Origin of the sequence: Heyndrickxia acidiproducens DSM 23148, from assembly GCF_000374345.1 — a bacterium.
GTDB classification, from domain to species: Bacteria; Bacillota; Bacilli; order Bacillales; family Bacillaceae_C; genus Weizmannia; species Weizmannia acidiproducens.
Genome location: NZ_KB893978.1, coordinates 54,934 through 70,200, shown reverse-complemented (window position 1 = coordinate 70,200; position 15,267 = coordinate 54,934). Strand labels below are relative to the sequence as shown.

The 15,267-nt window shown below is 45.9% G+C and carries 16 protein-coding genes; 2 read left to right on the top strand and 14 right to left on the bottom strand.

Annotated elements, in window-relative coordinates; translation table 11 throughout:
• Positions 1-13: 13 nt before the first annotated feature.
• From C232_RS0102220 to C232_RS0102185, 8 genes are all read right to left on the bottom strand, one after another.
• Positions 14-259 carry a CsbA family protein gene (locus C232_RS0102220; protein WP_018660815.1) on the bottom strand — a complete coding sequence of 82 codons (246 nt, stop codon included), beginning with the start codon at positions 257-259 and terminating at the stop codon, positions 14-16.
• A gap of 293 nt (positions 260-552) precedes the next feature.
• Positions 553-1,197 carry an HD domain-containing protein gene (locus C232_RS0102215; RefSeq protein ID WP_018660813.1) on the bottom strand — a complete coding sequence of 215 codons (645 nt, stop codon included), beginning with the start codon at positions 1,195-1,197 and terminating at the stop codon, positions 553-555.
• 157 nt (positions 1,198-1,354) lie between these two features.
• Entirely contained in the window at positions 1,355-2,014 is a 660-nt protein-coding gene (gene phoU / locus C232_RS0102210) for a phosphate signaling complex protein PhoU (protein ID WP_018660811.1), read from the bottom strand.
• A 21-nt stretch (positions 2,015-2,035) separates the two neighbouring features.
• Entirely contained in the window at positions 2,036-2,824 is a 789-nt protein-coding gene (gene pstB / locus C232_RS0102205) for a phosphate ABC transporter ATP-binding protein PstB (RefSeq protein ID WP_018660809.1), read from the bottom strand.
• 21 nt (positions 2,825-2,845) lie between these two features.
• Positions 2,846-3,646, bottom strand: coding sequence for a phosphate ABC transporter ATP-binding protein PstB (gene pstB / locus C232_RS0102200; RefSeq protein WP_155891531.1), 801 nt, complete (start codon positions 3,644-3,646; stop codon positions 2,846-2,848).
• A gap of 62 nt (positions 3,647-3,708) precedes the next feature.
• Complete coding sequence (pstA, locus tag C232_RS0102195; RefSeq protein WP_018660805.1) at positions 3,709-4,593, bottom strand: phosphate ABC transporter permease PstA; 885 nt, start codon at positions 4,591-4,593, stop codon at positions 3,709-3,711.
• Positions 4,590-5,531 (bottom strand): phosphate ABC transporter permease subunit PstC, encoded by a 942-nt coding sequence (gene pstC / locus C232_RS0102190; protein WP_018660804.1) that lies wholly within the window; start codon positions 5,529-5,531, stop codon positions 4,590-4,592. Before pstC ends, pstA begins: the two co-directional genes overlap by 4 nt.
• 100 nt (positions 5,532-5,631) lie before the next feature.
• Complete coding sequence (locus C232_RS0102185; RefSeq protein WP_018660801.1) at positions 5,632-6,528, bottom strand: phosphate ABC transporter substrate-binding protein PstS family protein; 897 nt, start codon at positions 6,526-6,528, stop codon at positions 5,632-5,634.
• Between the two features lie 237 nt (positions 6,529-6,765).
• Between C232_RS0102185 and hemG the strand changes: the two genes are divergently transcribed.
• The gene (hemG, locus tag C232_RS0102180; RefSeq protein WP_026314441.1) at positions 6,766-8,190 is read left to right on the top strand and encodes a protoporphyrinogen oxidase; all 1,425 of its coding nucleotides are present in this window, start codon (positions 6,766-6,768) and stop codon (positions 8,188-8,190) included.
• Positions 8,191-8,325: 135 nt separating this feature from the next.
• On the opposite strand, the gene pnpS is transcribed toward hemG, so the two are convergent.
• Positions 8,326-10,113: a two-component system histidine kinase PnpS gene (gene pnpS / locus C232_RS0102175; protein WP_018660796.1), complete on the bottom strand. Its 1,788-nt coding sequence runs from the start codon at positions 10,111-10,113 to the stop codon at positions 8,326-8,328.
• Positions 10,114-10,116: 3 nt separating this feature from the next.
• Positions 10,117-10,812: a response regulator transcription factor gene (locus C232_RS0102170; RefSeq protein WP_018660794.1), complete on the bottom strand. Its 696-nt coding sequence runs from the start codon at positions 10,810-10,812 to the stop codon at positions 10,117-10,119.
• 404 nt (positions 10,813-11,216) lie between these two features.
• Between C232_RS0102170 and C232_RS0102160 the strand changes: the two genes are divergently transcribed.
• Positions 11,217-11,453, top strand: coding sequence for an indolepyruvate ferredoxin oxidoreductase subunit alpha (locus tag C232_RS0102160; RefSeq protein ID WP_018660789.1), 237 nt, complete (start codon positions 11,217-11,219; stop codon positions 11,451-11,453).
• Positions 11,454-11,511: 58 nt separating this feature from the next.
• Here the strand turns inward: C232_RS0102160 and C232_RS0102155 are convergent, their stop codons facing one another.
• Genes C232_RS0102155 through C232_RS0102140 form a run of 4 tightly spaced genes read right to left on the bottom strand, consistent with a single transcriptional unit; the run spans position 11,512 to position 15,122 of the window.
• Positions 11,512-12,450 (bottom strand): siderophore ABC transporter substrate-binding protein, encoded by a 939-nt coding sequence (locus C232_RS0102155; protein WP_018660787.1) that lies wholly within the window; start codon positions 12,448-12,450, stop codon positions 11,512-11,514.
• Between the two features lie 26 nt (positions 12,451-12,476).
• Positions 12,477-13,235 carry an iron ABC transporter ATP-binding protein gene (locus C232_RS0102150; protein WP_018660785.1) on the bottom strand — a complete coding sequence of 253 codons (759 nt, stop codon included), beginning with the start codon at positions 13,233-13,235 and terminating at the stop codon, positions 12,477-12,479.
• The gene (locus C232_RS0102145) at positions 13,229-14,179 is read right to left on the bottom strand and encodes an iron chelate uptake ABC transporter family permease subunit (RefSeq protein WP_018660784.1); all 951 of its coding nucleotides are present in this window, start codon (positions 14,177-14,179) and stop codon (positions 13,229-13,231) included. The genes C232_RS0102150 and C232_RS0102145 overlap by 7 nt, the downstream gene beginning before the upstream one ends.
• Positions 14,172-15,122, bottom strand: a complete 951-nt coding sequence (locus C232_RS0102140; protein WP_018660781.1) for an ABC transporter permease — start codon at positions 15,120-15,122, stop codon at positions 14,172-14,174. Before C232_RS0102140 ends, C232_RS0102145 begins: the two co-directional genes overlap by 8 nt.
• Between the last annotated feature and the right edge of the window lie 145 nt (positions 15,123-15,267).

The window sequence follows — 15,267 nt, the reverse complement described above, 5'->3', positions numbered from 1 at the left end:
GCTGCCTCCGCCTTTACTTTTTAGATTCTTTTTTCATCTTTGCTCTTTGTATCATTGTATTAGCAAAATAAAAGCCGATTGTCAATGAAGCTGCATCGACAATATAAACCGGCCAGGTACGCGTATAACCTTTATAAACAGATGCCACAATCAGCGCCACCGTTATAATTAATCCAATCACTTGGTTAAAAGTCACCCTCGTAAAGAAAATCACAAGAAAACATGGAAAAAAAGCGGCCACCAATAGTTGTATCATCATCTTCACCCCACCCGCCGTAACTGTCGTTGCTGTTATCCCAACATAACGGGCAGTAAGACTCCCGCCTTAAGATTCAAGGTACGAAGGAGATGGGTGGGAGATCAACTGCCCGTTATGTTCCGATTGGTTAGGCCTGCACGAGGCAGGTTACAAAGGCGTTGCAACAGGACGCCTGAGATCTTAGCCTTTGTTCATCTTCTAATCAGTGGAAAAACCCCACTGATGGAAGTTTCACTTTAACTATATTTTTTAACATATGGATGGAAAATACAAGAAAAATCATTGAAAATGAATTATTTTCTAAACTCATTTTCAATGATTTCGTTTGTAATCGCCCGCAGTTCGCTGTGCTCAATAAACCTTTCCGAAAGCAGGTCGGGGAGAATCGATTTCAAAAAGTAGCGGACGGAAGCCATTTCCGAAAAATGCAGAATTGTGCGCAGCGATTCTTCGTAAATTTCCTGAAAAAGCGGCTCAGGATTTCCTTTTTGGATTTCGCCAAATGATTCATACAGAAGATCAACTTTATCGGCAACCGATAAGATTTTACCTTCGAGCGTATCGTCCTTCCCTTCTTTGAAAAGGTTCAAATAAATCTGCCGGTATTCTTTTGGAAAGACGCCGACCACAAAATTCTTTGTCATTTCCTCTTCCACCTGCCTGAAAAGCTGGTGGAGTTCTTTTGATGAATATTTCACAGGCGTTTTAATATCGCCCGTAAAAAGCTCCGGATAATCGTGGTTGAGCGCTTTTTCGTAGAGCGAACGCCAATTGACTTCATTGCCGGCGTGTTCCTCCACATTTCCGAAAAACTGGGCAATCTTCGTTACTTTAAACGAATGGCTTGCAACCGAGTGTTCCTGAAACTTGAACTTGCCCGGGCAGCGGAATATTTTTTCAAGATCGGATAAACTTTTAAAATATTGATGGACTCCCACTGCACTCCCTCCTTCTCTATGTTTGTGTGCGGACTTGAAATCTTGTACAAAAATGAACACTAAACTTTTCTGCACGTTCAACTTATCTATATTTTACTCATTCTATAAAAAAAACAAACCCAGCGTCAAGAAACTGGATTCATTTTCCGGCAGGTATTCAGTTGTTCAGGTCGACGATCACGCCGGTTTTTAAGTAAACAATCCATTCACATACGTTGGTGACATAATCGCCGATCCGTTCCAAATGCTGCAAAACAAGCAGCATAAAAGAAGCATGGTGGATATTGGCCTGGTTTTGTTTCATTTGGCCCATCAGCTCATTGAAAATCGCCCGGAACTTGCGGTCGATTTTATCATCCTTTTTCGCCACTTCAACTGCTTTATCTTCATCCAGGATAATGTAAGCATTCAGGCCTTCGTGCACCATTTCCTTGACCGTATCCGCCATTTGCGGGATCTTCACAAATGGTTTTAAATAGGTATCTTTCTTTAATTCCACTGCGATTTTTGCAATACTGACAGCATGGTCGCCCATCCGTTCCAGGTCTGTTACAACTTTTAACATGGTTCCGATTCTGCGCAGATCGGTCCCGACCGGCTGCTGGGTGGCAATCATTTCAAAACACTTTTTTTCAATATCCACTTCGTAGCGGTTGATTTTACTGTCATTCTTGATCACTTCCTGTGCCAGGCCGATGTCTTTTTCTGTGAATGATTTTACGCTTTTAAAAATGGCCTCTTCCACAAGCAAACCCATTTTCAGCAGGCGCTCGTGCATATCCTGCATGTTGTCCTCAAAAACTTTTCTCCCTGCCATGTATTCTCCCCCTGTTACCGATTATCCGAAACGTCCGGAAATGTATTCTTCTGTCTGCCTCGACTTCGGGTTCGTAAACATCGTTTTGGTTTCGGAAAACTCTACTAATCTTCCATTTAAAAAGAATGCCGTATGGCCGGAAACCCTTGCCGCCTGCTGCATATTATGCGTGACAATGACAATGGTATAAGACTTTTTCAGTTTCAAAATCAGTTCTTCAATTTTCTCTGTTGAAATCGGGTCCAGTGCTGATGCCGGTTCATCCATTAAAATGATGCCCGGTTCGATTGCCAGCACCCTTGCCAGCACAAGGCGCTGCTGCTGCCCGCCGGAAAGTCCCATAGCCGCGGTGTGAAGCCGGTCTTTCACTTCATCCCACAAAGCAGCCTGGCGCAGACAGTTTTCAACAATGCCGTCCAGCACTTGTTTCTTTTTTATGCCATGAATGCGCGGCCCGTAAGCCACGTTATCATAAATGGACATTGGAAACGGATTGGCACGCTGAAAAACCATGCCAATATTTTTTCTTAATGCGGCAACATCTGTTTTTGGCGCGTAAATATTTTCACCGCCAATTACAATCTCCCCTTCAACACGGAAGCCCGGCACCTGGTCATTCATCCGGTTCAATGTGCGCAGGAATGTCGACTTTCCGCAGCCGGACGGCCCGATCAAAGCCGTCACGTGATTTTTTTCAAAATCAAGATTGATGTCGTACAGCGCCTGGAAATCCTGATAGAAGACATTCACGTGCTCAGCACGAATCATGGTTTGATTTTCAGTTTTTGCGTTTCTTAATATCGTCGTCATTTTTTCTCCTCCCAGCGGCTTTTAACCAAAATGGCCGGATAAATAGGCTTCGGTCTGTTTTTTCTGCGGATTCGTAAACATCTGTGAGGTCGGGCCCGCTTCAATCAGTTCCCCCATATAAAAGAACGCTGTCGTATCAGAAATGCGCGCGGCCTGCTGCATATTGTGCGTAACAATCGCCACGGTATATTCTTTCTTTAGTTCTGCAATCAGTTCTTCGACTTTCCCGGTTGAAACAGGGTCTAAGGCGGATGCCGGTTCGTCGAGCAGCAGCACATCCGGGTTCATGGCAAGTGCGCGCGCAATGCAGAGGCGCTGCTGCTGGCCGCCTGATAATGCAAGCGCTGAAGTATGCAGGCGGTCCTTTACTTCATCCCATAATGCCGCTTTCTTTAAACTTTCTTCCACGATCCCTTCCAGCAATGCCTTCCGTGCACCGTGATGTTTCGGGCCAAATGCGACATTTTCAAAAATGGATTTTGCAAAAGGGTTCGGGCGCTGGAATACCATGCCGATCTGTTTTCTGATTTCAAACACATCCGTTCCGGGGCGGTTGAGCTGTTCCCCTTTATACAAAATATCCCCTTCGATCCGGCAGCCCGGCACTTCATCATTCATCCGGTTCAAACTCCGCAAATAGGTGGACTTTCCGCAGCCGGACGGTCCGATCAACGCGGTCACATGATTTTTTGGAAAGGTAAGGCTGACATCACGGATCGCCATTTTTTCCCCGTAAAATACGCGCAGGTTCTTGGTTTCAAGCATAATTTCCTGCTCTTTCGCGGGGGAAAACGGCTGCTCGATTGCGACTGAAAACCGCATCCGCGAGCCGTCATTTTCTTTTCTGGGTAAAGTGGATAGCGCCATTTTTGTTTCCTCCTGTATTAGTGGGATGTCATCCGTTTATGAATCCATTTTCCAATGAAACGGGCAGAAAAGTTGAAAATGAGAATGAAAAGAATCAATACGGCAGACGCACCGCTTGATACAGCTGCGGCATCGGGCATAATGCCTTCCCCGTTGATTTTCCAAATATGGACGGCGAGCGTTTCAGCCGGCCGCAGCGGGTTTAAAGGGGAATTGATACTGAATGGGTTCCAGTTGCCGAAATCCAAATTGGGCGAACTCATGCCCGCTGTATAAATTAATGCGGCAGCTTCCCCGAATACTCTTCCGGATGCTAATATGATCCCCGTGATAATCCCCGGAAGCGCAGCCGGGAGCAACACGAATTTAATGGTTTCCCATCTTGATACCCCAAGCGCCAGCCCGGCTTCACGCTGTGCTGTTGAAACCCCGCGCAAGGAATCTTCCACAACCCGGACCATCAGCGGCAAATTGAAAAGCGACAAAGCGAGTGCGCCTGACAGGATGGAAAATCCCCAACCCATGGACAGGACGAAGAAGAGAAAGGCGAACAAGCCAACAACGATTGACGGAAGTGATGATAAGACTTCAATGGCCGTTCTCAGCACATCTGTCAGCCAGTTTTTCTTCGCATATTCCGCCATATAGATGCCTGCCCCGAGCGAGAGCGGGATACTGATGATCATGGTTAACGCCAGCAAATAAAAGGAGTTAAAAAGCTGCGGGCCGATGCCGCCGCCTGCTGTAAATACCTGCGGTGGCGAGGTGATGAACGACCAGCTGACCTGCGGGAGGCCTTTCGCCAAAATATACCCTAATAACCCCACCAGCAGCGTAACAATGAACAGGGCGATGAAATAGAGAACTGAAGTTGCGATGCGGTCTGCGATTTTTGCCTTCATGATAGATTCCTCCTGCGGCCGAGAAAGCGGACGATGATGATAAACACAAGTGACATCAGCAAGAGAATCAGCGCAAGTGTCCATAATGCATTATTTTCAACACTGCCCATCACCGTGTTTCCCATGCCCATTGTTAAAATACTGGTTAAGGTGGATGCCGGCTCAAACAAGGATTCCGGAATCACGGTTGCATTGCCGATAACCATCTGTACGGCCAATGCTTCCCCGAATGCGCGCGCCATCCCGAAAACAATGGCGGTTAAAATGCCCGGCCGTGCGGTTCTCAGCACCACTTTGTAAATGGTTTGCCACCTTGTTGCCCCGAGTGCAAGTGAAGCTTCCCGCAACGATGCCGGCACCGCGCGGATTGCGTCAACGGATAAGCTCATCATTGTCGGCAGAATCATAATCGATAACACGACTGTCCCTGCAGCAATCCCGAATCCGCTGCCTGACAGATGTTCCCTGATAAATGGAACAGCAACGCTTAACCCGATGAACCCATAAACAACGGATGGAATGCCCACGAGCAGCTCAATGACCGGCTGCAGCATTTTTTGCCCTCTTTTTGCCGAAATCTCCGTCATGAAAACGGCTCCCCCGATTGCCAGCGGCGCACCAATCAGCGCAGCAAGAAATGTCACTGCAAAAGAACCGAAAATCATCGGCAGTGCGCCGACCATCGGATTGCCGGAAGCATCTGTTTTCCCCGGCTCCCAATGTGTGCCGGTGAAAAATTCAGCAACACCGGCATGGTTGACAAAAAAGGTGCTTAACCCCTTTGATGCCACAAAGACAAAAATGGAAACAGCAATGGCAGCCATCAGGGCGATACAGGCAAAAGTAATCATTTTGCCGCGTCTTTCTATTTTCACTTTTGAGCGGGACTTTTTATGTTTGATCTCTGTTTCCGCCCACTTTAATGCATTTTCACGCATGCTGTTTGGCCCCTTTCTATCTGAACACGGGAAAACGGACGATGCCGGCAAGATGCCCCCCGTCCTGCAAAGCCCGCCAGCTGAGCAACGATCTCAGCATTTATTTCCCTGATTTGTTTGTCATGTTTCCGTCTGCATCCCGTTCGACTTTCATTTGTGAAACGGGCATATAGCCGAGTTTTGGAACGAGATTGGTTTGGACTTCATCTGACAGCATATATTCCAGGAACTTTTTTGTTAGTCCTTTCGGTTCACCTTTTGTATACATATGTTCATATGCCCAGATTTCCCATTTATTTGTTTTGACATTGTCTTCTGTCGGTTCAACGCCATCTACTTTTAAAGCTTGTACTTTATCATTGATATAAGAGAATGCGAGATAACTGATCGCGCCTGGTGTTTCACTGACAATTTTTTGAACTGTACCGGAAGAATCCTGTTCCTGCGCCTTTACTGTCGTTGCACCGTCGAGCGCTGTTTTTTCAAAAACGGCCCGGGTGCCTGAACCTTCCGCGCGGTTGATCACCACGATTTTCTGATCCTTTCCGCCGGCTTGCTTCCAGTTTGTGATTTTTCCGGTAAAAATCCCGATTAATTGTTGTTTTGTAATATTTTTCACGCCGGCATCTTTGTTCACAACCGGTGCAAAGCCTACAACCGCGACTTTATGGTCCACGATTTTACTCGCATCAATGCCGTCCTTTTCTTCTGCAAATACATCAGAATTGCCAATTTGGACGGCGCCTTCCACGACTTTGCTCAATCCTGTTCCGCTGCCGCCGCCTTGAACATTAATCGTTGCACCGGCGTTTTCATTCATATACTGTGTTGCGGCTTCCTGCACAAGTGGCTGAAGTGCCGTCGATCCTACCGCCGTAATGCTTTGCTGTTTCGCGGCGCCGGATCCTTGCTGCGATCCGCTTGCGCTTGTGCAACCTGCAGCGATGATGGCAAAAACGGATAATAGACTTAGTAATCCCGTAAACTTTCTTTTCATTTTTTTGCCCCCTATGTCATTTGCTTGTTCCTTACATAGATAAAGATAATCGAGCGGTATTAAGCGGGTATGAATGAAATGTTAAGAGTTTGTAAATGTCATAGAATCAGGATAAGATCAAATAGAAGATAGGATTCACCGGCAGATGTCACAAGGTTTACATATTCAAGCAAAATAGATGGGAACGGATTGATTTATAATAAAAAGTATGAATGGGAAGAAACGGAGTTGACTTCATTGAAATCCATCATTATCATTGGCGGCGGGATTACCGGGCTCACCGCATTGTATGAACTTCAAAAAAAAGCGCGGAATGCCGGTATCGAGGCGGCCTTCACGCTGGTTGAGGAAAGCCCGCGCTTAGGCGGGAAAATCAGGACCATTCAGCATGGAGAATTTACAATGGAAACAGGCGCCGATTCGATTGTTGCGCGCAAACCGGGCGTCGCCGCTTTTATTGAAGAACTCGGTTTGCAAGGCCGGATGTGCCACAATGACACCGGGAAATCGTATTTGTATACCGCAGGCGGGCTGAAGCCGATCCCGGAAGAAACGGTGTTTGGCATCCCGGCGTGCCTTGACGCCCTTTTCCGCAGTGAGCTTGTTTCCATAAAAGGCAAGATCACGGCTTTAAAGGACTTGTTTACCCGCAACACCACTTTTACAAAAGACAGCTCGGCCGGCGAATTTTTAGAAGCATTTTTCGGTAAAGAACTGGTTGAAAAGCAGATTGCCCCCGTGCTTTCGGGCGTCTATTCCGGAGACTTGCACGAGCTGACACTGGCAACAACCATGCCGTTTCTCGTAGATTACAAAAATGAATACGGCAGCATCATCAAAGGCCTGGCGGCGCATAAGCCTATCTTTTTATCGCCGGAGCGTAAAAAGTTTGTTTCGTTTCAAAACGGGCTTTCGGAGATCATTGACAGACTTGAAGAAAAAACAGCCGGTGCTGAAATATTAAAAGGAACGAAAGCTGTTGCGCTCAAACGCCGCGGAGACAGCTATCAGCTTGCATTATCAGGCGGCCGGAAACTTAAAGCAGATGTGATTGTGCTGGCAGTGCCCCATACCACTGCGCAATCGCTTCTTAGCAAAGCTTCCTTAGCTCACGAATTTCACAAATTTAAGACTGCCTCGCTGATCAGCATCTACCTTGGCTTTGATCTGCCTGACACAGTGCTGCCGGGCGATGGCACCGGATTTATCGTCCCGAAAGACAGCGATCTTTTGTGCGATGCCTGCACATGGACGAGCAGAAAATGGCGGCACACCTCTAAAAATCGGCATCTGCTGCTGCGCCTTTTTTACAAAAATACGAATCCGGAGCTTTTCGCGAAGCTGAATGCCATGGATAAAGATGCACTCGTTTCGGCCGCACTGCAGGATGTGGCTAAAGCTTTGGGTATTACCGGAACACCGGTTGCAGCCGAAGTCACAAAATGGCAGGATCAAATGCCGCGCTATGATTTAAACCACCGCAAAACGATTGCCGCCTTAAATGAAAAACTGGCTGTTTCCGATCCAAATCTGATTTTGGCGGGGTGCTCGTATTACGGGGTTGGCATTGCCGATTGCATTTTAAATGGCAAGCAAACAGCAGAGAAAGTAATGGCACGGCTGCAGCATAAGCAACAAAAATCCGGAAAAGTATCTTTGTGAAATTCGTAAATTCGGTTGATAACTGAAAAGACTATATGTATTCAAACAAAAGACGTTCGCCTAAAGGCATGTGGGAAGGAAACACAGGTTTGAAAATCCGTGTTTCTTCCCGCGAATCAAAAATCCGGATGCCACTTATTCGGCATCCGGATTTTTTTGCGTTTTAGGCAGTGTAACGGTGAACACAGACCCTTTGCCTTCTTCACTTTCCACATTGATCCTGCCGTGGTTCGATTCCGCTAAATGCTTCACGATCGCAAGCCCGAGGCCGGTGCCGCCGGACTGTCTGGAGCGTGCCTTATCCACCCGGTAAAAACGTTCAAAAATCCGCGGAAGATCTTTTTGCGAGATCCCGATGCCGGTATCCGCGACGATAAGATCCACTTCGTCTTCTCTTTCCTGCAGGCGGATTTCAATTTTTCCTTTTTCAGGCGTGTAGGCGATTGCGTTGGTCAGCAAATTTAAAATGATTTGCTGCAGCCGGTCTTTGTCCGCCTCGATGGTGACCGTTTGCTGCTGTGGAAGAATAAGTTCGAGCTGTTTTTCCGCGATTTTCTTTTTTGCCGTCCCTGCTGTTTCCAAAATGACCTCTTTTATATTCAGCGGTTCCGTATTGAACGGAACCCGGTGCTGCTCAATTTTTGACAAATCGAGAATGTCTGAAATCAGCCTGTGCAAGCGGTCGCTTTCTTCATAAATAATTTTCAGGAATTCCCTGCAAGTTTCTTCATGGTACATCGCGCCATCCAGCAGTGTTTCCGCAAAACCCTTCACAGAAGTAATCGGCGTTTTCAATTCATGGGAAACATTTGCGACAAACTCGCTGCGGATTTTTTCGAGGCGCCTGATGTCCGTGATATCATGCAGAACAGTGACAACCCCGCGCAATTCTCTTTTTTCTCCCAAGTATGGCGCAATATGGGCATCCAGAATGCGCTCCGCCGGGTAATAAAGCTGGACTTCCTCATGAATCTGTTCCCCGGTTTTTAGCGAACGGTCGATGAGCTGGCTGAGCCCGAAACTTTTCCCCACTTCAACCGGGCGCCTGCCGATGAGCTGATCAGCCGGAAGCCCGGCCATGCCTTCCATTGCACGGTTGACAAGCATAATCCGCCCATTTGTGTGAATCAGCATCACACCGCTTGCCATATTCTCAAGAACAGCAGTCAGCCTTTGCTGGTTTTCTTTGATTTCATCCATTTGCTGTTTTAAATTCTTTGCCAGGTTGTTGATCGCATTGGTTAACTGCCCGAGTTCCCCGCTTGCTTTAACAGGTACACGGCTGTTATAGTCTTTTTCGATGAGGCGGTTGCTGGTTTCAATGGCAGCTTCGATCGGGCGCGTAAATCTTCTTGCCATAAGGTAGCCAATATATCCCGAAACGAGAAAAGCCGCCGCCATTGCAAATGCAAGACTAATCCACAGTCTCCGCAGCACCGCATCAATCTTGTTCAACGTGATGGAAATGCGTACAACACCCGTGACTTTTCCATCGTCTATGAACGGCTTGGACAAATACATCATATTATAACCAAGCGTGCGGCTTGCCCGGATCGATTCGCCGCTTTTTTTATGCTCCTGGACAATCTCCTTAAATTCCGGGCGGTTGGCGTGACTCTCCATCTTTGCCGGATTGTCATCAGAATCAGCCAGCACTCTGCCGTTTACATCAATAATCGTAATGCGCGGTTCATGATTGGAATAGTAGTGGCGGACTTGTTTCTGCAATTCCGCCTGCTGGTCTTTCAGCGCTTTTGCCTGAATGGTTTTGATCAGAAGATCGGCATCCTGGGATAGCTGCGTCCGTGTCATGTCCATATATGTATTTTTGATCAGGTCGGCGATAATAAAGCCGGTGCAGAACAGGACAACAGCCGTAATGCTTAAATAGGCCAAAGTAATCCGGATCCATAATTTATTCATCTGTCAGATGCCTTCCATTTTGTAGCCGAATCCCCTGACCGTTTTAATATACTGCGGCTGCTTCGAATCTTCTTCAATTTTCTCGCGCAGATGGCTGATATGTACATCAACAATTCTTGTGTCGCCTGCAAAATCAAAATTCCAAACAGCATTAAGCAGCTGGTCGCGGCTCAGGACTTTGCCGGCATGGTTCGCCAAATACAAAAGCAGTTCAAATTCCTTTGGGGTAAGCTCAAGCTTTTCCCCTTTAAAATGCGCTTCAAATTGTTCGGGTAAAATCCGGAGCTGGCCGATCCTGATTTCTTCTGATTTTACGTCCCTGCCCGCCTCAGTTTTTGCGCGCCGCAAAATCGCCTTGACACGCGCTACCACTTCCCGCGTGCTGAAAGGCTTTGTAATATAATCGTCAGCACCAAGCTCAAGGCCTAAAATTTTATCGAATTCATCGCTCTTGGCTGTCAGCATCAAAATCGGCGTATTGACTTTCTCCTGGCGCAGCTGTCTGCAAATATCCATGCCATCCATTCCCGGCAGCATCAGATCCAAAATGATAAAATCAAGTTTCTCCTTTAATGCAGCAGCATAGCCCTCATTTCCATCATATGCCGTTGCCACTTCAAATCCGGCCTGTTCCAAATTAAATTTCAGGAGTGTCACAATCGATGGCTCATCATCGACAACCAGCACCTTCTTCGTCATCCTCATTCCCCTCTCCCTATTTTTCTTTATTGTATAGTTTCATCATCTAAAGTACAAGGGGCCTGTCCCACGCCATGAAAACGCAGTCACCAATTTGAGCAAACCTTTCAATTGAAAAATTCACACCATTCTGCTATATTTAAAATGATATACATAAGGGGATAAAAAAAGATGTACGGGATTTCCAGGACTACCATTCGGCTGAAAAACAGGTGGTTAGCGGCGGTTCCATCCTGCAACCAAGATTTGGATTTCAGCATATGCAGATCCAATGATGCATCACTGCCCGTGAATAGATTTGCCCGGCATTCAAGAAGCGGGCGTTTCTGTATGCCCGGCTGGTGGTCTGGAAAAAATGTATATATCTTCTGCGAATCGAGAAATGAAAAAGGTGGTAATATCATATGTCATTTGTAATCACTGCACCCTGTATTGATGAAAAAGCGGCGGAATGCGTTGACGTCTGCCCGGTAGACTGTATTGCAGAAGGAAAAGACCAGTATTTTATTGATCCTGATATCTGCATCGACTGCGGTGCCTGCCAGGCCGTATGCCCGGTCGAAGCCATCTACCATGAAGAAGAATTACAGGAAGAAGATATGGCTTTTCTGGAAAAAGCAAGGAAATTCTATGAAACCTGATACAAAGCAAATTAAAAAACCATCGCCGCATGAATCGGCGATGGTTTTTTAAATGGCCTTATTCAATTGCCTTTTCCACTTCTTTCACCATCTCGGATACGGACTCCAACCCTCCGCCTGAAAGGTACCAGTAGCCCGGATCCAAATAAGCGATATGGTTTTCTTTATAAGCTTTCGTTTTCTTCACAAGGTCATTTTCAATCACGCTTTTGGCATTGTTGCCTTCTCCGATAGCAGCATCGCGGTCAATGACAAACAGATAATCCGGATTTTGTTTTGCGATATATTCAAATGAAACATTCTGGCCGTGTGTGGAAACCTTAATGTTTTTATCCGCAGCCGGTACGCCGAATACATCGTGGATCATGCCGAATCTGGAACCCGGGCCGTAAGCACTTACCTTTCCGCCGGTTGACATCACGATCAAAGCTTTCTCATCCATTGTTTTTGTTTTTGCTTTTATATGGTCAATGGAGTCATTAATGTTCGTAAGCGCCTGGTGCACTTGATGTTCTTGATTAAAGATTTTCCCAAGCGTTTCCATGTTTTCCTTGAAGGACGCAAAGTAACGGGTGTCATCTACGCCCATATAAATCGTGGGCGCAATTTTGGAAAACTCTTTGTAGCTGTCACGCTGCCTGCCCGAAATGATGATCAGGTCCGGATGGATTTGGCTGATTTTATCAAAATCCGGTTCTTTTACGCCGCCGACATTTTCATATTTGCTGCTTTTGTATTGTTTTAAGTAAGAAGGAATATTGTCCTGTGGCACGCCGGTTACTTTGATGCCTAACTGATCAAGCGAATCCAGTACACCAAAATCAAAGACAACGACTTTTTTCGGGTTTTCCGCAACCTTGGTTGTGCCAAGTTCGTGTTTGACCGATATCTTTTTCGTTGCTGCCGTGCTGTTCTCAGAACTTTCTTTTGTTCCGCAGCCAGCTGCAAAAATAGCCAATACGAAAACCATCATTCCAATGATCATTCTTTTTTTCATCTTAAACCCTCTTTTCCCCAATATTTTCAACCAAAGTAAAGGCAAACTTTATTCTGACAGTAATCCCTGATATCAATGTCCATATCATATATTTCTTTTAGCACAGCCGGCTGGATAATTTCAGACGTGGACCCCTGCCTGACAATTTTTCCATTTTTCATCGCAATGATACTATCCGAGTAAAAGGATGCGAAATTAATGTCATGAATCACGATGAGAATGGTTTTGCCCAATTCATTCGCCATTCGCCGCAACACTTTCATGATCTGCACCGAATGCTTCATATCCAAATTATTGAGCGGCTCATCCAGCAGAATATATTCGGTATTTTGGGCAAGCACCATTGCAATATAGGCGCGCTGCCGCTGCCCGCCGCTCAAGCTGTCCAAAAACTGATTTTCATATTCTTCCAGTTCCATATAGGCAATCGCTTCATTGATTAATCTTTCATCTTCTGTTTTCAGCTTGCCTTGCGAATACGGAAAGCGGCCAAACGACACGAGATCTCTTACCGTCAAGCGGATATTCAGATGGTTGGACTGTTTTAAAATGGCAAGCTTTTTGGCCAGCTCTTTATGATTGGTGCGGCTGACTGCTTCCCCGTCTATGTACACCTCGCCGGAATCCGAAACAGTCAGGCGGCTGATGATGGAAAGCAGTGTGCTTTTTCCAGCCCCGTTCGGACCGATAAAAGAGGTGATTTTACCTTTTTCAATTTTTAAGGAAACATGGTCAACCACTTTTTTATTGCCATAACTTTTTAATACATTCATCACATTTACCATGCCCGACTCTCCTTTAATAAAAGATAGATAAAATAGATGCCGCCAACAAAATTGATAATGACGCTTAACGGCGCCGAAAACTCAAAAACTCTTTCCGAAAGCAGCTGCCCGCCCGTTAAAGCAATGATGCTGATTAACATGGCGCCCGGTATCAGAATCTTATGCCGGTATGTATCGAAAAATTGATAAGCTACATTGACGACAAGCAGCCCGAGAAATGTCACCGGACCGACCAGTGCAGTAGCCGTTGAGATGAGGATGACAACGATCAGCAGCAAGTGTTTTACAATGCGGTCATAATCGACGCCCAGGTTCATAGCCTGGTCCCTGCCAAGCAGCATTACATCCATATAGCGTGCAAACCGCATATAATACAGTCCTGCTGCAACGGTGAGCGCAAACGACGCCCAGAGCAGATTCACATTCACATTGTTAAAACTGGCAAACATTTTATCCTGCAAGATGAGAAATTCATTCGGATCAATCAGCATTTGCATAAAAGAAGAAAAGCTCCCGAATAATGTTCCGAAAATCATCCCGATCAACAGCAAAAAATACAAGTTTTGCTTCCCTTTCCGCAAAATTAAATGGAAGAGGACAGCCGAAAACAGAATCATTACACCAAGCGAGACGGCAAAATTAAGATTGCTTTGCACTATCGTGAGCGTTTTGGCGCCGAACAGAAAGACAACTACCGTTTGAATCAGCATATACAGCGAGTCAAGGCCGAGCACACTTGGCGTTAAGATCCGATTTTGGGTGATCGTTTGAAAAATCAAGCTTGAAAACGCAATGGCACTCCCTGTTAAAATAATCGCAAAAATTTTTCTGCTCCGCGACGGGATAATATAATTCCAATCATTGTATGAACCGATCCAGATATAGCCGGCAATGAGCAGGGCTGCGGCCAGCAGAAGCGCCAGCAACTTTATCCGGTTACGCATATGACCGCCCCCTTAGCAGCAGGTATACAAAGATGGCACTGCCGATGATGCCGACGGTTAAGCTGATCGGTACTTCATACGGATAGATGACCACACGTCCAAGAATATCGCAGAACAGCAGGAAATCCGCACCGAGCAGAGCTGTGACCGTAATGCTTTTTTTAATGTGGTCGCCACGGTAAATGGAGACAATATTTGGAATGATCAGCCCCAGAAAAGGGATGCTGCCGATTGTGAGAACGACCGCCGATGTGATTAATGCGACAAGAATCAGCCCAATATTCACAGCCTGCTTGTATTTGAGCCCTAAATTTTTAGCAAAATCCTCGCCCATCCCGGCAACCGTAAATTGGTTGGCAAACAGATACGCAATCAGCACGGCAGGAACTGTCATATACATCATCTCGTACCTGCCTTTTAATATCCCTGAAAAGTCACCCTGCAACCATGATGATAAACTCTGAATCAGATCGTATTTATAGGCAAAAAAGGTGGAGACTGAACCAATAATATTGCCGAACATAATGCCGACAAGCGGGATGAAAATCGTATCATTCCATTTGATCCGGCTCAAGATTTTCATAAAAACCAATGTTCCGGCAAGGGCGAAACAAAAAGCAACCCCCATTTTTACAATCATGCTTGCTGAAGAGAACACAATGATAGAAACCAAGATTCCAAGTCTTGCGCAGTCCATTGTTCCCGCAGTTGTCGGTGACACAAATTTATTCCGTGTCAGCTGCTGCATAATCAAACCGCAAATGCTCATACCGATTCCCGCTGTAATGATGCTGATTAAACGCGGCAGCCGGCTAATGAGCAGAATCTCAACTTGTTCCCGGGTTAAATGAAAAATATCGCCAGGTTTAATCTCTTCCACACCGATAAAAACGGAAACAACTGAGAGCACGATGAGCAAAGGCAGCAAATATCTCTTTCTCATTTTATCCACCCATCTTCTAACCCGTATCGTTTGGAATTGGTTTTCTCTATATCCCCCTCCAAATCCATCGATCTATGTAATTGATTATGATTATCATTAACAACTTAATTATATTGTAATTGAGAATTACTGTCAATTAATTTTT

Excerpts from the sequence above, each read along its gene's own strand:
- C232_RS0102220 (WP_018660815.1), bottom strand. The coding sequence starts at position 259 with ATGATGATACAACTATTGGTGGCCGCTTTTTTTCCATGTTTTCTTGTG.
- phoU (WP_018660811.1), bottom strand. The coding sequence starts at position 2,014 with ATGGCAGGGAGAAAAGTTTTTGAGGACAACATGCAGGATATGCACGAG.
- pstB (WP_018660809.1), bottom strand. The coding sequence starts at position 2,824 with ATGACGACGATATTAAGAAACGCAAAAACTGAAAATCAAACCATGATT.
- pstB (WP_155891531.1), bottom strand. The coding sequence starts at position 3,646 with ATGCGGTTTTCAGTCGCAATCGAGCAGCCGTTTTCCCCCGCGAAAGAG.
- pstA (WP_018660805.1), bottom strand. The coding sequence starts at position 4,593 with ATGAAGGCAAAAATCGCAGACCGCATCGCAACTTCAGTTCTCTATTTC.
- pstC (WP_018660804.1), bottom strand. The coding sequence starts at position 5,531 with ATGCGTGAAAATGCATTAAAGTGGGCGGAAACAGAGATCAAACATAAA.
- C232_RS0102185 (WP_018660801.1), bottom strand. The coding sequence starts at position 6,528 with ATGAAAAGAAAGTTTACGGGATTACTAAGTCTATTATCCGTTTTTGCC.
- pnpS (WP_018660796.1), bottom strand. The coding sequence starts at position 10,113 with ATGAATAAATTATGGATCCGGATTACTTTGGCCTATTTAAGCATTACG.
- C232_RS0102170 (WP_018660794.1), bottom strand. The coding sequence starts at position 10,812 with ATGACGAAGAAGGTGCTGGTTGTCGATGATGAGCCATCGATTGTGACA.
- C232_RS0102160 (WP_018660789.1), top strand. The coding sequence starts at position 11,217 with ATGTCATTTGTAATCACTGCACCCTGTATTGATGAAAAAGCGGCGGAA.
- C232_RS0102155 (WP_018660787.1), bottom strand. The coding sequence starts at position 12,450 with ATGAAAAAAAGAATGATCATTGGAATGATGGTTTTCGTATTGGCTATT.
- C232_RS0102150 (WP_018660785.1), bottom strand. The coding sequence starts at position 13,235 with ATGGTAAATGTGATGAATGTATTAAAAAGTTATGGCAATAAAAAAGTG.
- C232_RS0102145 (WP_018660784.1), bottom strand. The coding sequence starts at position 14,179 with ATGCGTAACCGGATAAAGTTGCTGGCGCTTCTGCTGGCCGCAGCCCTG.
- C232_RS0102140 (WP_018660781.1), bottom strand. The coding sequence starts at position 15,122 with ATGAGAAAGAGATATTTGCTGCCTTTGCTCATCGTGCTCTCAGTTGTT.